Raw genomic sequence first — 19,253 nt, 5'->3', positions numbered from 1 at the left:
CCGGCAGTCGACTTTCCCCTAGCTGCCGGAGATTCTTACAATGACAACTGCGCAGATCACCACCGAGCCCCTGGCCTCGCGCATGCCCAGAAGCAAACTGTACAAACTGGTCATCGCTTCCTCCATTGGCAACGCACTGGAGTGGTTCGACCTGATCGTCTATGGCTTTTTCGCCATGACCATCTCCAAGCTGTTCTTCCCCAACACCGACGAAACCGTCTCGCTGTTGCTGGCACTGGGCACCTTTGCCGTGTCCTACATGATTCGCCCGCTGGGCGCGATTGTGCTGGGCTCCTATGCCGACCGCATCGGCCGCAAGGCGGCGATGCTGATTTCCATCTGGCTGATGATGCTCGGCACTTTCCTGATCGCGATCATGCCCACCTACGAAACCATCGGCCTGCTGGCACCCATCGGCATCTTTGTCGCGCGGCTGATCCAGGGCTTTTCTGCCGGGGGCGAGTTCGGCAGTGCCACCGCGTTGCTGGTCGAACATGCCCCGGAGCGCAAGGGCCTGATTTCCAGCTTCATGTTCGCCAGCCAGGGCATCAGCGGCCTGCTGGCCTCCGGTTTCGGCCTGCTGCTGACCACCACCCTGACCACGCAAGAGCTTGAATCGTGGGGCTGGCGCATACCGTTCCTGTTCGGCCTGTTGATCGGCCCGATCGGCCTGTACATCCGCCGGCACATCGACGAGGCCACCGAGTTCAAGCAGGCCGCACCGGAACACACCCCGGTCGGCACTCTGTTCAAGGCGCACAAGTACCGCATGGTGCTGGCCATCGGCGCCCTGGTGCTGTCGACCTCGGTGAGCTACGTCATCATCTACATGCCCACCTACGCCGTTAAGCAACTGGGCCTGACGGCCTCGATCGGTTTCGCCGGCACCTTGCTCAGTGGCCTGGTCCTGACCGTGTTGACCCCGTTCATTGGCCACCTCTCGGACGTGTTCGGTCGTACCCGCATCATGTTCTGGGCCGCGCTGGTCTTTGTCGCCAGCATCTATCCGGCGTTCTCCTGGCTGGCAGCCAACCCGACGCTGATGGCGCTGCTGGCCGTGCTGTTCTGGATGAGCGTGCTCAAGGCCGTGTACTTCGGTGGCCTGCCGGCCTTGATGTCGGAGCTGTTCCCGACCCAGGTCCGCGCCACCGGCATGGCCCTGAGCTACAACATCGGCACCACGATCTTTGGCAGCTTCACGCCGTTCTTCGTCGCCTGGCTGATCGGGGCCAGCGGCAACAAACTGGCCCCCAGCTTCTACCTGCTGGTGACCGGACTGCTCAGCCTCATCACCCTGCTGGCCATCCGGCAACAGCTCAAGCGCTCCTGATTGTTTGACAGCTTCCAATCACCTGAAGACTCTGGAGTGGGCTATGTTCGAATCACGCTTCAAGCAGGCGCTGGCCGCCACCGTTGGCCTGTGCGCGGCCAGCACGGCGCAGGCCGGTTTTGTCGAAGACAGCCACCTGACCCTGGGCCTGCGCAACTTCTACGTCGACCGCGACTTCAAGCAGGACAACGCGCCCAAGTCGCGTACCGGCAGTTGGTCGCAAGGCTTCGACCTGCAATTCAAGTCCGGCTACACCGACACGCCCGTGCAGTTTGGCCTGGATGTCGGCGCCGACTTCGCCTACCGGCTGGACGGCGGCAAGGGCCGCTCGCCCGATGGTGTGCTGCCGGTGCAAACTGACGGCAGCCCGGTACATGACTACGGCCATGCCAATGTCGCCGCCAAAGTGCGCTATTCGAAAACCGAACTGCGCATCGGTGACCAGCGGCCGAACCTGCCGGTGGCATCCTTCGACCCGACCCGCCAACTGGCGACCCGCTACGAAGGCGCGGTCCTTGAGTCCAGGGAAATCCAGCACCTGACCCTGACCGCCGGCCGGCTGTGGAGCATCACCGGGCGCGAGTCGGCCAATCGCGAAGACCTCTACCTGTGGGGCGACACCCCGGCGCAATCGAGCAACGGGCTGAATTTCGCCGGTGCCAGCTACGCCTTTACCCCGACGTTGTCCGGCACCTACTTTTACGCGCAGCTCGAAGACATCTACCGCCAGCATTACCTGGGGCTGGCGCACAAGCTGCCGCTCGGGAATGGTTTCACGCTCAAGACCGATGCGCGCTACTACAACACGAAGGAAGAAGGCCAGGCCCTGTCCGGCCGGGTCGACAACCGCACCTACGGCCTGATGTTCAGCCTCAACAAGGGCAGCCACACCTTCGGTGCCGGCTATCAGCGCATGATGGGCCTGGACACCTTCCCGACCTTCAACAACTACGCGCCGGCCCCTTACCTGATCAACTGGTCGGCGCTGGGTTTCGTCAAGCCCGGCGAGCGCTCCTGGCAGGTGCGCTACGACTACGACTTTGCCGGCCTGGGCCTGCCGGGGCTGAAATGGATGGCGCGCTGGATGGAAGGCAATGACATCGACCTGGGCCGGCAGAGCCACGAAACCGAGCGCACCTCAATCCTCAGCTACGTCGTCCAGAGCGGCCCGCTCAAGGGCCTGGGCGCCAACTGGATGAACATCGGCGTCAACGTGCGCGACACCTCCCGCTACGAAGAAAACCGCCTGGCCCTGACTTACACCGTCAATTTCTGGTAACCCGCCTGCCCACATCCTGGGCCTACAACCGGCTCACGGTCACCAGTTGCTCTTCCAGAAAACTCAGGAAGTAGCGAATCAGCACCGGCAACTTGCGCCCGGCCATGATCTGCACCTGCAGGCTGCGCTGGCGCAGTTGCGGGTCGCTCATGGGCACCAGCACCAGATTGTCGCGGGCAGCCGTGCCACTGACCGTGGCTGCTCCGCACAGGGCAATCACATCTGCCGAGTGGCGCACCGCGTTGTAGATGGCGCCCAGCGAGTGGCTGGCATAGGCCGGCACAAGCGTCAGGCCGTGCAGGTGGCAGGCGATGTCGAACAGGTAGCGGATGGTCGACCCGGCATGCGGCAAGGCCAGCGGGTATTCGCGCAATTGCTGTACGCTCAACGACGTGCTGCCGGCCAGCGGATGACTGGCCGGCATCAGTGCGCTGATCGGCGACTCGCAGCTCAGGGAAATCTCCACGCCCAGTGTCGGCGTCAGGCTGAAGGTCAGGGCGATGTCGACCATGCCTTCCTTGACCAGTTGTGACGCCTTGGCGGCATCCACCACCTGCAAGTCGAAGCTGGCCCCCGGATGAAAGCCGCGAAACTGCGCGCACACCCGTGGCAGGAACTCCCACGCCATGCCTTCCGGGCAGGCCAGGGCGATCCTGTGCTGCTGCAAGGTATTGAGGCCGCGCATCTCGGCGATGACGTTCTTGATTTCCAGTTGATTGCGGTTAGCGTAGGCCAGCAGCAGTTCGCCCGGCTCGGTCAACTGCATGCCGCGTGGTTTACGCTCGAACAGCAACACCCCCAGTTGACCTTCAAGATTGCTGATCTGGCGGCTCACCGCCGACACCGCGACATGCAAGTCTTCAGCGGCAGCCGACAGCGAGCCGGTCCTGGCCACGCTGTGGAAATAACGCAAGGGCAGGTCGTGCATCGCCGGGCTCCATTGGCAAACTGCTTCAAAAATGTGCAAGCCTGACTTGCCGTAAAGACAAGGATGAGTTGAAAACTTGATAATTGTTGCAAGTCAGGTCGTCACGTTAACCTGCCACGCATCGTCGGTCGAGCGCTTCGTGATTGCGTCCGCCCGCCACTGCCTGTCAGCAAGGAACCCTTATGTCGACCCCTTCTGCAAACACCCGCGCGCAGGCCATTGAGCTAGCTGCCCGGCACTACACCAGTGGCGCATTCCTGGAGATTCTCAACCGGCGCGTGGCACAACGAACCGAAAGCCCGAACCCTGATTGCGTCGTGCCGTTGCGCGACTACCTGCTGCTTGAGCTGCAACCGACCCTGCAGGCCCTGGGCTTCACCTGTCGCCTGGTGGACAACCCGCAGCCCGGCAAGCCGCCGCTGTTGTTTGCCCAACGCATCGAAGACCCGGCGCTGCTGACCCTGCTCAGCTACGGCCATGGCGATGTCACCCGTGGCCAGGACGAACTCTGGCAGGCGGGCACCGGGCCCTGGCAGGTCAGCGTCAAGGACGGTCGTCTGTACGGTCGCGGCACGGCTGACAACAAGGGCCAGCACAGCATCAACCTCGCGGCCCTGGAGGCGGTGTTGCAAGCCCGGCAAGGCCGGCTGGGCTTCAACCTGAAGATCATTTTCGAGATGAGCGAGGAAGTCGGCTCGCCAGGGCTGGAGCAGGCGTGTCGCGACAACGCCGAAGAACTCGCCGCCGACCTGTTCCTGGCTTCCGATGGTCCCCGCGTGCGCCATGACGTGCCAACGCTGTTTCTCGGCTCGCGCGGGGTGTGCCAGTTTCGCCTGACGCTCGATACGGGCAACGGCAATCGTCATTCGGGTAACTGGGGCGGCATCATCACCAACCCGGCCATCGTGATAAGCCACGCGCTGGCCAGCCTGGTCTCGCCCAGCGGCCAATTGCTGGCGGACTTCATGCGCCCGGCGCCGATGAGTGAGGCCGTGGCGACGCTGGTGCGCGACCTGCCGGTCGGTGGCGAAAGCTTTGACCCGCAACTTAATCCGGCCTGGGGCGAACCTGGCCTGAGCGTCGGCGAGAAGCTGTTCGGTTGCAACACGCTGGAAGTGGTCGGCCTGTCGGCGGGCAGTACGGTCAAAGTTATCGGCGCCATTCCGGGCCGTGCGGAAATGGTCTGCCAGTTGCGCTTTGTCGCCGGCACCCAATGGCAATCGCTGGCCGACAACCTGCGCCGTCATCTTGATGGGCATGGATTCGAAGCAGTGCAGGTCCAGGTCGAAGGCGGCTACGCGGCCACCCGGCTGGACCCGCAGCACCCCTGGGTCGGCTTTGTGCGCGAGTCGGTCAGCACCAGCCTCGGCGAGCCGGTCACCGTGCTGCCCAACCTGGGCGGCACCATTCCCAACCATTGCTTTGCCGATGTGCTGGGCCTGCCGACGGTCTGGCTGCCGCACTCCTACCCGTCGTGCCAGCAGCACGCGCCGGACGAGCATTTGCTGGAAAGTATCGTCGAGCAAGGTCTTAAAGCGGCCGCCGGGCTGTTCTGGGATCTGGGCGAGCACGCCGCCTCGCTGCGCGGCTCGCTGGGTTGAGATGTAGAAGCCGACGGCCCGCCGCGGGGGCCGTCGGCATCAGGCCGGTCAGCCGGCAGACGCAGGGGTTCTCCAGTCATCGGAGCCGGATGTGCCACAGATCTCGTGGGTCCAGGTGATCTTGCGATAGGTCATGTGGACATCTTCCAAATGAGTGAAGTGGGCGTTGCCCGGGTCCTGGCAGTTATGCATGTAGTCACGCATGTCCACGATGATCGCGTCTTCCAGTTTGGTGGTGTAGTAGTGCTCTTGCGTGCCGGATGCCGACGTACGGAACCACTGGATGACGACCTCGGTCAGGCGCTCGCCCGAGGTCAGCGCCGCCAGCAGCAGCGGCGAGGCCTTGTCGAATACCTTGGTGATGCACACCGGCTTGTGCACGCGTTGCCCGGTTGGCTGGCCGGACTGCGGATCACGCGGGATGATGACCTCGTGACTGAATCCCTGGACCATGACCTGGTCCTCGTGGCCCTCCTGGTAAGCGTTTCCGATCGAATCGGCGGTAAAGGCACCTGCGGTGATCAGGCCTTGCTTGGTGCCAGTGATAGACATGTAAGCGGGTGTAGCCATGAGTCATTCTCCTTCCAGTGAATAAACACCCGGTGGACATACCGTCCGGGACCCATGGGCTATACCAAAAAGCGTGCCGATTGATAAAAGTCCTTATAAATCATATTGATAGATAATTTTTTTGGTTTTTCAACGATTCAGGTCCGCTGAAAACCTGCTTTTTCGCGCAATACCCCGCATCCCCCTCTGCAAACCCTTGCGCAGTCACTTGCAAGCCTCGAACAGCCAGCCCTGCCACACGCTATCAACAGCCTTATCCACCGCCCACCGCGCAAGCCATTGCGCATCAAAGCCATACGCCTGTATCGAACCCGCCCGCGATAAATCCGCCGCCGTAGTCTTCAATGAATGAACACAGCAGCCCCATCGCGTGATGACATCGGCATTCGCACGCCAAGGAGAACAACAATGAATATCGCCTTCATCGGTCTGGGCAACATGGGCGCGCCCATGGCCTGCAACCTGCTCAAGGCCGGGCACCGTGTGCACCTGTTCGACATCGACAAGAACGCCCTGGCCGAACTGGCCAGCCAGGGCGGCAAGATCAGCGAGTCGCCCGCCCAGGCCGCGCAAGGCAGTGAACTGGTGATCACCATGCTGCCGGCCGCCGCCCATGTGCGCCGTGTCTACCTGGACGACAACGGCGTGCTGGCCGGTATCCAGCCCGGCACCCCGGCTATTGACTGCAGCACCATCGACCCCCAGACCATCCGCGAGCTGGCCGACATCGCCGCCGCTCAGGGCGTCACACTCAGCGATGCGCCGGTATCCGGTGGCACGGCCGGCGCCCGGGCCGCCACCCTGACCTTCATGGCGGGCGGCTCCAGCGAACACTTCGAGCGTATCAAGCCGGTGCTGGCGCAGATGGGGCGCAACATCGTGCACTGCGGCGACACCGGCACCGGACAGATCGCCAAGCTGTGCAACAACCTGCTGCTGGGCATCTCCATGATCGGCGTGGCCGAAGCCATGGCCCTGGGCGATGCCTTGGGCATCGACACTCAGGTACTGGCCGGGGTCATCAACAGCTCCACTGGCAGTTGCTGGAGTTCGCAGAGCTACAACCCCTGGCCCGGCATCGTCGACACCGCCCCGGCTGCGCGTGGCTATAGCGGCGGGTTTGCCGCCGACCTGATGCTCAAGGACCTGGGCCTGGCCGCGCAGGCTGCACGCAGCGCCCACCAGCCGGTCATCCTCGGGGCGCTGGCCGAGCAACTGTTCCAGGCCATGAGCCAGCGCGGCGAAGGTGGCCTGGATTTCTCGGCCATCATCCAGGCCTACCGGCGGTAGGACCGCTTCAGCCGGGAACCCGGTCTACACCGGTTCCCGGCCATGTCCAGAAAATGCCAAATAGCCACCCACCTTGTAAAACCTGTCACACCTTGTCCAACCTTTATGAATGCAGATGCATACGATTCTCTTTTACCTATCGAGTCGTAAGGATCTTCCATGCCTTCTCCATTCCGTCTGCGCCCTTCGGCTGTAATGATGAACCTGGCTCTGGCCGCACTGGCCAGCGGTCAGGCCCATGCCGATCAACCGTCCCAGGACCTGGCCAAGACCAGCCCTCAGGTGCTTGCGCTGGACGAGGTGGTGGTCACCGCCGCCGGTTACGAGCAAAGCGTGGAGCAGGCCCCGGCGTCGATCACGGTCATCACCGGCGAAGAACTGCGCAAGAAATCCTTTCACGACCTGACCGATGCCTTGCGCGATGTCGAAGGCGTGACGGTCAACGGCAGCGCCAACGAAACCGATATCTCGATCCGTGGCATGCCGGCCGACTACACCCTGATCCTGGTCGACGGCAAGCGTCAGAGCGCGCGTGAGTCGAGGGTCAACGGTAACCGTGGCTACGAGCAGAGCTTCGTGCCGCCGGCCGAGGCGATCGAACGGATCGAAGTGGTGCGCGGCCCGATGTCGTCGCTGTACGGCTCCGACGCCATCGGCGGCGTGATCAACATCATCACTCGCAAGGTCACCCCCGAGTGGGGCGGCTCGGTCACCTATGACTATTCGGCCCGCCAGCACAGCGACCAGGGCAATGCCCGCCAGACCCAGTTCTACCTCAATGGTCCGTTGATCGCGGACACCTTGGGTCTGCAGGCCTGGGGCCGTTATCTGGATCGCCAGGCCGATGACGACGTCGAGATCACCAACGGCTACACCAAGGCCGACCACAAGGACATCACCGCGCGCCTGGCCTACACGCCGACCGTTGACCACGACATCCTCATCGAAGGCGGCGCCACGCGCCTGAAGAACGGTGATGGCCTGAGCCCCAACTGGGCCACGCGCGAGCAGGAAAACAACCGCGACCACCTGTCCCTTTCGCACCAGGGCCGCTGGGGCTGGGCGACTTCGGACGTGTCGCTGGCCTGGGAAAAATCCAGCCGCGAAGGCCTGGCCACGGAAAGCCAGGCCGACGTGCTGGGACGCAAGCCCACCGTGGAAAACACCGTGCTCGACGCCAAGCTGGTAATGCCCACCGAGCGCAATATCACCACCACCGGCCTGCAGTGGAACGACACCCGCGTCACTGACTGGAACCAGGCGCTGGGCGACCGCAAGAACTACGAGTACTCGGTGGTGCAAAAGGCACTGTTCGCTGAAAACGAATGGTCGGTCACCGACACCTTCGCCCTGACCACCGGCCTGCGCATGGACCACCACGAACAGTACGGCGTGCATTTCAGCCCGCGCCTGTATGGCGTGTGGAACGCCACCGACGAGTGGACCTTCAAGGGCGGCGTGGCCCGTGGCTTCAAGGCGCCTGAGCTGCGTGCGGTGATCGAGGACTACGCCGTGCTGCGTCGCAACACCTTTGCCATGCTCGGCAACCCGGACCTCAAGCCCGAGACCAGCACCAACTATGAGCTGTCGGCGCTGTGGTCCAACCGCGACAACCTGTCGGCCGGCGCCACCGTGTTCTACAACGACTTCAAGGACAAGCTCTCGACCGTCACCACGACCGAGCGCTACAACGGTTTTATCGTCATGGAGCGGGTCAACGTCGACAAGGCCGTGATTCAGGGCGTAGAGCTCAACGGCCGTTGGGACGTGACCGACACCGTGGCGATCAAGGGCAACTTCACCTACACCGACTCCGAGCAAAAGAGCGGTGCCAACGCCGGCGCGCCCCTGGCGCTGACTCCCGAGCGCAAGGCCAACGTGCGCGCCGACTGGCAGTTCAGCGACCGCCTGGACCTGTACGCGGCGATCAACTACTACGGCAAGGAGTACGGCAGCACCCTGACCGAAGAACCGGCCCCGGCCTACACCACTGGCGATCTCGGCGGCTCGTATGAATTCAGCAAGCACCTGAGCTTCAACGCCGCCCTGCAGAACGTCACCGACAAACGCCTGGACGACGAAACCTATGGCAACGTCAACTACGGCCGCACCCTGTGGGCGAGCACCACGGTACGGTTCTGACAACCCGGCCGGACATCGATTCGCCGGGGGCGCCACAGGGCTTGTTCAAGGCACCCTCTGACCTGTGGGAGGCGGCTTGCCGGCGATGGCTATAGGGCAGGCGCAGCAGGTGTGTTGGTTTTGCTGGCCTCATCGCCGGCAAGCCGCCTCCCACCCGTTGGATGTCGCCCTGGATTTCGGGCCTGGCACCGGACTGTGGGAGGCAGCAACTGTCTGGCAATGACGGGTTTACAAGCGCTGCCTGTCTGTCGGCAGTCCTGTCCTCATCGCCGGCAAGCCGCCTCCCACCCGTTGGATGTCGCCCTGGATTTCGGGCCTGGCATCAGACTGTGGGAGGCAGCTCTGCTGGCGAAGGCGGCGGTACAGGCGCAACAGATGTACCGGTTTTACTGGTCGGATCGCCGCCCGAAGCAGAGCCCCCCTCCCACCTGTAAGGCATTCGACAAAACTCACCCTGACTGATCGGCATTACGGCTGCGCGCCAGGCAACCGCACCACTGCACACAGCCCCGTCGGCAGGCGATTCTCCAGGGTCAGCTCGCCGCCGTGGGCCTGGAGGCAGGCGCGGGCAATCGCCAGTCCTAACCCCAGCCCGCCGCCTTGGGCATGCTCTGTACCGCCCTGGCCCAACTGCACGAACGGCTCGAACACCTGGCTCAGCCAGGCCGGTTCGATGCCGGGGCCATGGTCGCGAATCTCTACACGAATATCCCCGTCGTCCTCTACCCAGGCGCGCAGCGTCGCGTCCCCGGCATGGCGCAGGGCGTTATCGATCAGGTTGGTCAGCGCACGCTTGAGCGCCAGCGGCCGGCAATGGCAGAAAATCGCCGTCTCGCGCGCCCAGCCAATGGCGTGCCCCATGCTGGCGTAGCGGCGCGCCAGATCGTCCAGCAAGTCGCTCAGGCACAGGCGCACCGTGTCTTCCTGCACCGCATCACCGCGCACGAAGTTCAGGGTCTCGCGGACCATCGCCTGCAACTCATCGAGGCTGTCGAGCATGTCGTCGCGCGCCGCGTCGTCATCAAGCAACTCCAGTTGCAGGCGCAGTTCGGTGATGGGCGTGTTCAGGTCATGACTGATCGCGGCCAGCATACGGGTGCGGCCCTCGACATGCCGGGCGATGCGCTCCTGCATGAGGTTAAACGCGTGCGTCAGGTCGCGGGCTTCCTGCGGGCCCTGCAAGGGCAAGGGCGCAATCCATTCGCCGCGGCTGACCCGCTCGGTGGCCTGTGCCAGGCGCTTGACCGGCTGCACCACGCGGCGCATGAAGAAAAACACGATCAACAGCACCGGAATCGTGGTCACCGGCAGGCTGTAGCTGAGGATGCGGCTCCACTCGTAGCCGCCGGTGGGGTGCTGGATGGCGTTCAGGTAGGCGCCACTTGGCAAGTCGATGCTGGTGCGCAGCCGCAACGGTGCCCAGCCGGCACCGCTGAACACCCACTCGCGGGCATTGCCGCCACTGGTGCGCTCCAGTTGCATACCGACGGATAGACCCGGTGGCAGGGTCAGGCGCTTGCCCAGATCAGCAATCAACCGCTGCTCTTCGGGACGCATGCCCCTGGCATCGGCCACAGGATGGCTGGCCACCCAGAAATGCGCTTCATCGGTCTGCATGGCGGCCAGCAGGCGCGAGGCGTTCTCGGGCGTCAGGTTCTCAGCCGCATGGTAGGCTGTGATCAGCCGCTCCAGCGCCAGCGTGCGCGACAGCGGGTGCAGCAGCGCGCCGGTGCGTTGCAGGTAAAGCATGGCAATCGCATTGCAGGCCAGCAGCGCCAGCAACACCTGCAGTCCCAGTTGATGCGCCATGCGCCTGGGCCACAGACGGCGCAGCACGCTCATGCCGGCACCTGCACGACCGGGCTGGCCAGTATATAGCCGTCGCCCCAGACCGTGCGCAGCAGCTCCGGCACCGCCGCGTTGTCACGCAGCTTGCGCCGCAGCCGGCTGATCTGTCGGTCGATGGCGCGGTCGAACACTTCGTGGTCGGGGCGGGTGGTCAGGTCGATCAGTTTCTGGCGGCTGAGCACCTGGTTGGGATGGGCAAGAAACACACTGAGCAAGCGGCTTTCCACGCGGCTCAGACGCACCATCGAGCCATCGCTGTGCACCAGCAGGCCGGTGCTGTGAGTAAAGCTGAGCCCGGCAAACGCGTGGCGTACCGTGTCGGCAATGACCGCTACGGCCGGTGCAGCGGCCACTGTCGCCCCGCGCCGGCGCAACAGGCTGTTGATCCGGGCCACCAGCTCACGTGGCTCGAACGGCTTGGTCACGTAATCGTCGGCACCAATGTCCAGACCCCGCACCCGGTCGGCGCTGGTGTCGCGGGCGGTCAGCAGAATCACCGGGATGTTCTCGCGCCGGTGCAGGCGATGGCACAACTCGAACCCGTCGCCATCGGGCAGCATCACGTCCAGCACGATGACATCAAAGCGTTGCTGTGCCAGCAGTTGCCACATGCCGGCCGCATCCTCGGCGGTGCGCACCTCGAATCGATGCCGGCGCAGGTACACCGCCAGCGGATCGCGGATCTTGCGGTGGTCATCGACTACCAGGATGCGCGGTGGGCAAGGGGCAGGGGAGGCAACAGAGCTCATCGAAAGACCTGGACGACGGCGGTTTTGGAGATGATTCTCATTAACGAGCCGGCATTCTAGCGCATCACTTGCCATTTGCCGCGCCTGCGACAATTGTTCGCACGCCGCAGACGTCAGACACCGAAGCTCCTGTGGGAGGCGGCTTGCCGGCGATGGCTGCCTCACAGGCACAGCAGAGGCTGCGCCTCTTCGCGGGCTCCCTCCCACAAGCGCTATGCAACGCTCAACACCGCGGTCAGCGACTGCATCGTTCATACGCAAATGGACGCTTCACCGCTGAACCTGTGGGAGGCGGCTTGCCGGCGATAGCGTTCTGTCAGTCACCGCCACCCCCGCGGCCCAGCCTCACCTTATGAGCCCCATGCCATCCGGCATACACTACCCCCGCACAAACCCCGCAATCGCCCCGGCCAGTACATCGTAGAACGCCTCGACCGCCGGCACGCCCCGGGCGCGCAGGCTGCCATGCACCATGCCGCTACCCACATGCACCTGCGCCGGCACGCCCGCCGCCTGCAAGCGCTCGGCATAGGCCAGGGCCTCGCTGTACAGAATGTCGTACTCCGCCACGCCAATGAATGCCGGCGCCAAGCCGTCGAAACGGCTGGCCAATAGCGGCATCGCCCATGGGTTTTGCCGTTGCGCAGGATCGGGCAGGTAACCGGCCACGGCACCGGCCAAGGCCTGCACCGACAGCGAGGGCGCGTCATGGTAAAGGCTGGCCGAAGGCTCAAGGCTGACGGGCGTCAGCACCGGATACAACAACGCCTGCCCCAGCGGCTGAGCATGACCCTGGTCGCGCAGCGCCTGGCACAGGCCGCCGGCCAGCGCACCGCCGGCACTGTCGCCAGCTATCACTACACGCTGTGGGTCCAGCGCTGCATGCAGCTGGCCACCGGCAATGGCATGCCAGGCACTCAAGCTGTCATCCAGCGCCGCCGGAAACGGATGCTCCGGCGCCAGGCGATAGGCAACCGCCACAATGGCGATCTGCAGCCGCTCGGCAATGGCGTAGGCAAACCAGTCATGGGTGTCCAGCGCGCCGTGGTCCCAGCCGCCGCCATGCAGGTACAGCAGCACCGGCCAGCCGTTCTGTGGCGCAGGCGCCGGCGGCAGGTACAGGCGCAGCGCCAGCGTGCCCAGCGTCAGGTCGCTCACCTCCCAGCCTTCGGGCCTGGGCGGCGTGAAATGCCGGCACGCGCGCAGGAACGCCTCGCGCCCGCCGGCCAGCGTGCCATCGCTGGCGCCCAGGCGCTGGCTGGTGTCCATGAAGTGGCGAATGCCGTTGTCGAGGTTGAACCGCTCGGTGAAACCGTTGCTCATGAGTTGGGCCTTCGAGTGATGTGGGTTCAGCGCACGCCCCAGTGGCAGCGGTGCGCGGTGATGCCGCAAAGTTCGGGGTCGATCCTCAGCAAGTGGCCGGACGCCGGTGCATTGCTCAGGGTCTCTCTGTTCAGGTCGTGACGTGAGCTGGTGATGTAAAGCGTGCTCTTGTCCGGTCCGGCAAAGGCCAGGTCGGTCGGGCCAGGCACTGGCAGGCCGATCATCCGGTCCAGTGTGCCATCGCTGCTGAAACGCACCAGGCTCCAGCCATCGCGCAGCGTAGTCCACACCCCGCCTTGCGTATCCAGCGCCAGGCCACTCAAACGCCCCGACCCTCTGGGCAGTGTGGCCAGCCGGCGTACCGTGGGCGAGTCCTTGTGCATCACGAACAGCGTGCCGGTCTGCGGCCCGACGGCATACACCGACGTGCCGTCGGCATCCCAGCAGACACTGTTGATCGGCTCCTGGAAGTGCCAGGTCGGCCGCAGCTCGCCTTGTGCATTGAGTTCACCCAGGCTGTAGCCGCTGGCGGTGTGCAGGCTGGCCCAGAGGCTACCGTCCGGGTGACTGGCCAAGGCCTGCAAGGGTTTACCCGGCCAATGGGCCAGAGGCTGTTCCTTGCCATGTTCGTCCAGCCGCGACCAGCCATGGGCATGGCTGACCAACAGGCCGGTTTGATGCAGCTCCAGTCCGTGAATCGGCGCATCGAAGCGGGCGAAAACCCGCTCGCCCTGACGGTCGAGGATACGGATGGTCGGTGCCAGGGTGTCGGCCCAGAACAGTGCCTGACGGAGCGGGCACCAACGCGGAAATGCCCCGTTGAATGACCAGTCGCCTTCCACCAGGTCCAGTTCACTGTCATTGATCCTGAGTGTGGTTTCCGACAGTTGCGCACCGACCCGCCGCGCGGCTTCAGCCAGTTCCGGTCCCAGCAGTTCCAGGCGCTCCAGGGTCAGGCGATAGGCCGGTCCGGCGACGCTGAGGGCGCCATGCACCTTGCCGGAATGATCGCGAATCGCCGCGGCCACGCAGCGTACGCCCGTACGGATTTCTTCGTTGTCGATGGCATAGCCGCGTGCCCGGGTGATACGCAGTTCGGCATTGAGCCGGCGTCGGTCCACCAGGGTCAGAGGCGTCAGGGGCGTCAGCGTCAGACCCCTGAGAATATCCTCGCGGGCGGCCTCGTCCATTGCCGCCAGGATCGCCTTGCCCTGGCCGGTGCAATACACCGGCTTGCTCTGGCCTAGGGTGGCCGCCGAGCGTTGGGTGTGGGCGCCGTCGCAACGTTCCAGCGACATCACCTGGTCACCGTCGAGCACTGCCAGGTAGGACGTTTCGCCTGTCAGGTCACGCAAGGCCCGCAGTTCGAAGCTGGCAGCCGCCACCAGGTCCGGCATGAGGTAGGCATTGCGCACCAGTTCCATATAGCGGAATCCAAGGCGATAAACCTTGCGGACCGGATCGCGACGGATCATGCCGCGCTCGATCAGCGTGGCGATGATCCGGTACAGCGTTGTGCGTGGCAGGCCCAAGGTTTCGGCCAGCCCGGACTGCGACACGCCATGGGGGCTGGAACCCACAGCCTCCAGTACATCCATGGCCTTTTCCAGTGCTCCGGTGCCTTCGCTGGCGGTGCTCATAAGAAATTCCCACTGATTGGAACAGATCGATCGGCGCAGCATAAACGCCGTTTGCTTCAAGTCAATCAGTCTTTAGGATCGCTCCCATCTTGGCCCTGAAGCCCTGTTTAGATTCCCGCCAGTTGGGAATTTTCGCGCTCAGGGTCGTTGGTCCGAGCCGGAGAACAACAATGACCGAGATCCACCACTACGCCGACAACCATCAGGATTCCTCCAAGCGCCAAGTACAGGTCAGCGATGCCGTACTGGCCAGGCTGGCTACCTGCAGCAGCGGGTCGCTGACCACCCAACTGTTCAAGCTGGGCTTTCGCCAGCCGGCGCTGGTCGGCCTGCGCGCCCTGAGCAAGGACATCAAGCCATTCGCCGGGCGCGCCTACACCATGCGTTTCATTCCGGCCCGCGAAGACATAGACACCTACGGCACCATGACCACCAAGCCTAATGGTGACAACCTGCAATGGCAGGGCGTCGAGCAGGTGCAGCCAGGCGATGTACTGGTGATCGACAGCCAGAACGATCCGCGTGCGGCTTCGGCCGGCAATATTCTGGTGACCCGGCTGATTGCCCGTGGCGCCAGGGCCATCGTCACCGATGGCGCCCTGCGTGACGGCAGCGAGATCGCCGGCCTGCCGCTACCGGCCTACGCCCGTGAAGTGACCGCCACCACGCGCATCTCCTACCACCACGTGGCCGACCTGCAAGTGCCGATCGGCTGCGCCGGTGTAGCTGTGTATCCAGGCGATGTGATTGTCGGGGATGCCGATGGCCTGACCGTCATTCCGGCGCACCTGGCCGAAGAAGTCGCTGAGTACTGCTCGGTGCAGGACGACCTGGAAAACTATCTGGCCATGCGCATCGCTGCCGGTGAGGCGCTGTGGGGCGTCTATCCGCCAAGCCCGGCCACCGTGGCCCAGTACCACGCCTGGATCGCCGACGGTCGTCAACCGATTCCGAGCATCATTGGTCATCAGGAGAACGTGTAATGGCCGAGCACAAACACGCGCAGACCATCCGCCGCTACTTCGACGCCTGCAATGAAGGCAGCTTCGAAAAACTGGTGTCGTGCTTTACCGCCGATGCCGTGCATTACTTTCCTGCCGGCCTGCCAGAGGTGCCTTGGCGCGGGGCCGAAACCATTGCCGCCAAGTGGGTGTGGTGCGTGGAAAACCTCGGCTCGCAGTGGACCATAGAGAAGATTCTGGTCAGCCACGACAGTGACGAAGCGGTGATCGAATGGACCCACTGGAAAGGCAAGACCGGCACCGCCCTGCGTGGCGACGAGTGGTACATCTTCGACAAGGACACCGGCCTGATCAAGGAGATCCGCGCCTACTATGCGTCGCCAGCGAACAGGGACGTGATCATCAACGAGCTGGTCGATTTCGACTATAACGGCCGTGGCTACCACCTCGCGCCGCTCAGCGGAGGTCAGTGATGCCTGTCGACCCTCAACTGCAACAGATCGACCTGGCCGTCATCGCCGTGGCCGCCACCGCCGAGTTCTGGGCCACTTCCAGCGCCACGGTGCGCAGCGCCTTGCTCGAGGGCCTGGCCCAGGCGCTGGAAGCCCACCAGATTGAGCTGGTGGCCCTGGCTGATGAAGAAACCCGCCTGGGCGCGGGCCGCTTGAGTGGTGAGGTCGCCCGCACGGCGTTCCAGTTGCGCGGCTTTGCCACCGAGGTGCGCAACGGCGTGCCCTATGCCTCGGTCGATGATCCGGCGATCGCCGGGGCACCGCCGGCTGGTCGTCCACGCCTGATCCGGGTCAATGAACCGCTGGGTCCGGTGGCGATGTTCTCGGCCAGCAACTTTCCGTTCGCCTTCTCGGTGCTGGGGGGCGACACGGCCTCGGCACTGGCGGCCGGTTGCCCGGTGGTGGTCAAGTCCCACTCCGGCCATCCACGGCTGTCGCAGGCAGTATTCGATATCGCCCAAGGTGTGCTCAAGGCACAAGGTTTGCCCGCCGGCCTGCTTGGGCTGGTCAGTGGCGCTTCGCGTGCAGCCGGGACGTATCTGGTGCAGCATCCGCACATTGCAGCAGTTGCCTTCACCGGTTCTTTCGGCGGCGGCACGGCACTGTGGCGTGCGGCCAACGAACGTCCCGTGCCGGTGCCGTTCTTCGGTGAACTGGGCTCGATCAATCCCTTGATCGCTTTGCCGGACATCCTGGCTCGTGACGGCCAGGCGCTTGCCAGCATCCTGGCCGGCTCCATTACCATGGGCTGCGGACAGTTTTGCACCAGCCCGGGCGTGATCGTGCTGCTGCCGGGGGAGGCGAGCGATCGTTTTGTCGATCACCTGGCCACCGCGTTGCAACCGCTTGCCACCCACGCCATGCTGACTCCGGCCATGCGCCAGGGCTTCGATCACGGTGTGGCGCAACTGGAGCAGGCCGCCCAGGCGCGTCCACTGTTCCAGGCGGCGGCCGACACCCGGGGACCGGCACCGCGCTTGTTTGAAGTCGACGCTCAGGCGTTCATCGACAATGCCCACTTGCGTGAAGAAGTATTCGGCCCTTGTGCTGTGGTCGTGCGCGCCGCGTCCGTAGCGCAAGTCAACCAGGTGCTCAGCGCCATTGACGGTACGCTGACCGCCACCCTGTGGGGCTTCGAGCAGGCCGATGAGTCCGCACGCAGCATCTATCGCAGCGCCCGCAAGGTTGCTGGTCGTGTGTTGTTCGGCGGTGTGCCGACCGGTGTGGCAGTCACGGCGGCGCAACAGCATGGCGGCCCGTGGCCGGCATCGACCCAGCCACAGACCACCTCGGTGGGCTATGCGGCCCTGCAACGCTTCCTGCGTCCGGTGGCACTGCAGGACGCGCCCGCCTGGACCCTGGAAAATCCGGGGACCTGCGCATGATGAGGCACCTGGTGATGTTCCGTCGGCTGCCTGGCGTGGACAAGAATCCCGAGCTTGAGGCGGCGCTGATTCAGGGCATGCACGATCTTGAAAGGGACATCGACTTCATCCGCGCCTGGCGCGTCTCTGCCAACGAGCTGGACCGGCCTATCTGCTGGGATTACCTGCTGGAGTCGAGTTTCGACGACGCCGCCGCCGTACAGCGTTACCTGCCGCACCCGGCGCATGTCGCCTTGGTGACGCAGTTGAAAACCTACTTCGAGTGGGCGGCGGTCGATTACACCGAGTGAGGCGTTGAGCCGAGCGGGGCAGCCTGATGGCAGGGTTGCCCTGATGCGCTGACAGACACTACAACAACAATAACTGGCGCATGACGCATGTGCCGGACGGAGACGCGTTATGCACAAGAAAAAGAATTACCGCTGGACGATCCTGACCCTGTTGTTCATCGCCATGGTGATCAACTATGTGGATCGTGCGGCGCTGTCCATCGCCATGCCTTTCATCACCCAGGAATACCACCTGACCCCATCTGAAAAAGGCATGATCTTCAGCAGTTTCTTCTTCGGCTATGCCTTGTTCTGCTTTGTCGGCGGCTATCTGGCCGACCGCTACGGTCCCAAGCGCGTACTCACCTATGCCATGAGCTTCTGGTCGGTGCTGTGCGGCACTACCGCCCTGGCGTTCAACTTCTGGTCGCTGCTGATCGTGCGTGCCCTGTTCGGGGTGGGCGAAGGTCCGGTCTCGACCACCGCCAACAAAGCCGTCAACAGCTGGTTTCCGATCAAGGAGCGTGCCCGCGCCATTGGCATCAATCAGGCCGGCGGCCCTCTGGGCGGTGCGCTGGCCGGCCCTATCGTCGGTTTCCTGGCCTTGTGGCTGGGCTGGCGTGCTGCCTTCGTAATCATCGCCGTGGTGGGTGTGGTCTGGGCCATCTGCTGGTACCGCATGGCCACCTCCACGCCAGTCGAACATCCGAAAGTGACCCCCGAGGAGCTGGCCGAGATCAACTTCGAGCGTGAAGTGCCGGTCACCACGGTCGAGAATGCGCCACGCACTCCAGTGCTGGAAATCATCCTGCAACGCTCGGTACTGGTCACAGGCATTTCGCTGTTCTGCTACAACTACATCCTCTATTTCTTCATGACCTGGTTCCCCAGCTACCTGATCGACGCCAAGGGCATCGACCTCAAGGCCATGAGCATCGTTACGGCACTGCCTTGGCTGGTGGGCACCGTGGGCTTCCTGGCCGGTGGCGTGCTGATCGACACCATCTACAAGCGCACCCACAAACGCCTGTTCTCACGCAAAGTGGTGCTGGTGACCTGCCTGCTGATCGCCGCTTGCTGCATCGCGCTGACCGGTCAGGTCGAGAGCGTGACCCAATGCGTGCTGGTCATGACCGTAGCCGTGGGCTTCCTGATGCTGACCGCGCCGGCGTACTGGTCGCTGATCCAGGACGCGGTGCCCGATCACCAGGTTGGCACCGCCGGCGGCTTCATGCACGGCCTGGCCAACCTGTCCGGCATCGTCGCCCCGACCGCCACCGGCTTTATCATTCAGTCGTCCGGCACCTACTCCAGCGGCTTTGCCCTGGCTGGCGCGTTGGGAATCGTCGGCGCCCTGATCGTGGCCTTTTTCGTCGGTGAGGCGAAGAACAAGCCAACACCGTCCTTTTCGCCCGCGTAAAGGTT

The 19,253-nt window shown here is 64.0% G+C and carries 16 protein-coding genes; 10 read left to right on the top strand and 6 right to left on the bottom strand.

From position 1 onward, the window contains the following. Positions 1-40 precede the first annotated feature (40 nt). Positions 41-1,330, top strand: coding sequence for an MFS transporter (locus ASF84_RS05485; protein WP_056836064.1), 1,290 nt, complete (start codon positions 41-43; stop codon positions 1,328-1,330). Between the two features lie 43 nt (positions 1,331-1,373). After that, a complete protein-coding gene (locus tag ASF84_RS05480) occupies positions 1,374-2,609 on the top strand; it encodes an OprD family porin (RefSeq protein WP_056836062.1) in 1,236 nt (411 codons plus the stop codon). 22 nt (positions 2,610-2,631) lie between these two features. Here ASF84_RS05480 and ASF84_RS05475 read toward each other — a convergent pair whose 3' ends face one another. Next, positions 2,632-3,537 carry a LysR family transcriptional regulator gene (locus ASF84_RS05475; protein WP_056836061.1) on the bottom strand — a complete coding sequence of 302 codons (906 nt, stop codon included), beginning with the start codon at positions 3,535-3,537 and terminating at the stop codon, positions 2,632-2,634. 182 nt (positions 3,538-3,719) lie between these two features. Here ASF84_RS05475 and ASF84_RS05470 point away from each other — a divergent pair, with 182 nt between their 5' ends. Continuing rightward, a complete protein-coding gene (locus ASF84_RS05470) occupies positions 3,720-5,138 on the top strand; it encodes a M20 family metallopeptidase (RefSeq protein WP_056836058.1) in 1,419 nt (472 codons plus the stop codon). Between the two features lie 48 nt (positions 5,139-5,186). Here ASF84_RS05470 and ASF84_RS05465 read toward each other — a convergent pair whose 3' ends face one another. Beyond that, positions 5,187-5,708, bottom strand: a complete 522-nt coding sequence (locus tag ASF84_RS05465; protein ID WP_056836056.1) for an Hcp family type VI secretion system effector — start codon at positions 5,706-5,708, stop codon at positions 5,187-5,189. Positions 5,709-6,116: 408 nt separating this feature from the next. Here ASF84_RS05465 and mmsB point away from each other — a divergent pair, with 408 nt between their 5' ends. After that, positions 6,117-6,998, top strand: a complete 882-nt coding sequence (gene mmsB, locus ASF84_RS05460; RefSeq protein ID WP_056836054.1) for a 3-hydroxyisobutyrate dehydrogenase — start codon at positions 6,117-6,119, stop codon at positions 6,996-6,998. Between the two features lie 159 nt (positions 6,999-7,157). Continuing rightward, positions 7,158-9,140, top strand: a complete 1,983-nt coding sequence (locus ASF84_RS05455) for a TonB-dependent receptor domain-containing protein (RefSeq protein ID WP_056836052.1) — start codon at positions 7,158-7,160, stop codon at positions 9,138-9,140. A 468-nt stretch (positions 9,141-9,608) separates the two neighbouring features. Here ASF84_RS05455 and ASF84_RS05450 read toward each other — a convergent pair whose 3' ends face one another. The 4 genes from ASF84_RS05450 to ASF84_RS05435 all read right to left on the bottom strand — a co-directional run bounded on the left by ASF84_RS05450 (position 9,609) and on the right by ASF84_RS05435 (position 14,700). Continuing rightward, complete coding sequence (locus ASF84_RS05450; RefSeq protein ID WP_056836079.1) at positions 9,609-10,949, bottom strand: sensor histidine kinase; 1,341 nt, start codon at positions 10,947-10,949, stop codon at positions 9,609-9,611. Between the two features lie 29 nt (positions 10,950-10,978). Further along, positions 10,979-11,737 (bottom strand): response regulator transcription factor, encoded by a 759-nt coding sequence (locus ASF84_RS05445; protein WP_056836050.1) that lies wholly within the window; start codon positions 11,735-11,737, stop codon positions 10,979-10,981. A gap of 378 nt (positions 11,738-12,115) precedes the next feature. After that, positions 12,116-13,060, bottom strand: a complete 945-nt coding sequence (locus tag ASF84_RS05440) for an alpha/beta hydrolase (protein WP_056836049.1) — start codon at positions 13,058-13,060, stop codon at positions 12,116-12,118. 26 nt (positions 13,061-13,086) lie between these two features. Next, positions 13,087-14,700 (bottom strand): IclR family transcriptional regulator domain-containing protein, encoded by a 1,614-nt coding sequence (locus ASF84_RS05435; RefSeq protein ID WP_082481361.1) that lies wholly within the window; start codon positions 14,698-14,700, stop codon positions 13,087-13,089. Positions 14,701-14,870: 170 nt separating this feature from the next. On the opposite strand from ASF84_RS05435, the gene ASF84_RS05430 reads away from it, so the two are divergent. The 5 genes from ASF84_RS05430 to ASF84_RS05410 all read left to right on the top strand — a co-directional run bounded on the left by ASF84_RS05430 (position 14,871) and on the right by ASF84_RS05410 (position 19,248). Then, on the top strand, positions 14,871-15,683 hold the full coding sequence (locus tag ASF84_RS05430) for a dimethylmenaquinone methyltransferase (RefSeq protein WP_056836045.1): 813 nt from the start codon (positions 14,871-14,873) through the stop codon (positions 15,681-15,683). Continuing rightward, complete coding sequence (locus ASF84_RS05425) at positions 15,683-16,135, top strand: nuclear transport factor 2 family protein (protein WP_056836043.1); 453 nt, start codon at positions 15,683-15,685, stop codon at positions 16,133-16,135. The genes ASF84_RS05430 and ASF84_RS05425 overlap by 1 nt, the downstream gene beginning before the upstream one ends. Further along, complete coding sequence (locus tag ASF84_RS05420) at positions 16,135-17,559, top strand: aldehyde dehydrogenase (NADP(+)) (protein ID WP_156684157.1); 1,425 nt, start codon at positions 16,135-16,137, stop codon at positions 17,557-17,559. The genes ASF84_RS05425 and ASF84_RS05420 overlap by 1 nt, the downstream gene beginning before the upstream one ends. Further along, a complete protein-coding gene (locus ASF84_RS05415; RefSeq protein WP_056836040.1) occupies positions 17,556-17,849 on the top strand; it encodes a Dabb family protein in 294 nt (97 codons plus the stop codon). Before ASF84_RS05420 ends, ASF84_RS05415 begins: the two co-directional genes overlap by 4 nt. Positions 17,850-17,958: 109 nt before the next feature. Next, positions 17,959-19,248, top strand: a complete 1,290-nt coding sequence (locus ASF84_RS05410) for an MFS transporter (protein WP_056836038.1) — start codon at positions 17,959-17,961, stop codon at positions 19,246-19,248. Positions 19,249-19,253: the final 5 nt, after the last annotated feature.

Origin of the sequence: Pseudomonas sp. Leaf127, assembly GCF_001423155.1 — a bacterium.
Classification (GTDB): Bacteria; Pseudomonadota; Gammaproteobacteria; order Pseudomonadales; family Pseudomonadaceae; genus Aquipseudomonas; species Aquipseudomonas ovata.
This window is presented reverse-complemented; position numbering and strand designations above follow the sequence as displayed.